This window comes from Streptomyces sp. GC420 (genome assembly GCF_009916105.1).
Lineage (GTDB): Bacteria > Actinomycetota > Actinomycetes > Streptomycetales > Streptomycetaceae > Streptomyces.
This window is the reverse complement of sequence record NZ_JAAAXQ010000851.1, coordinates 1-374: the sequence shown is the minus strand read 5'-3', so window position 1 is coordinate 374 and position 374 is coordinate 1. Positions and strand designations below refer to the sequence as shown.

Genomic DNA, 374 nt, shown 5'->3' with positions numbered 1-374 from the left:
CGGTATTCTCTACCTGACCACCTGAGTCGGTTTAGGGTACGGGCCGCCATGAAACTCGCTAGAGGCTTTTCTCGACAGCATAGGATCATCCACTTCACCACAATCGGCTCGGCATCAGGTCTCACCCCGTATGAGCGACGGATTTGCCTATCACTCGGGCTACACCCTTACCCCGGGACAACCACCGCCCGGGCTGGACTACCTTCCTGCGTCACCCCATCGCTTACCTACTACCACCTTGGGCCGGCGGCTCCACCACTCCCCATCACTCCGAAGAGATCAGAGGCGGCTTCACGGCCTTAGCATCAGAGGATTCAGTACTGGGCGTTTCAAAGCGGGTACCGGAATATCAACCGGTTGTCCATCGACTACGC

1 rRNA gene is annotated in these 374 nt (G+C 58.0%); it reads right to left on the bottom strand.

The window, feature by feature from the left end:
• Position 1: 1 nt before the first annotated feature.
• A 23S ribosomal RNA gene (locus tag GUY61_RS38925) occupies positions 2–374 on the bottom strand; the annotation flags it as partial.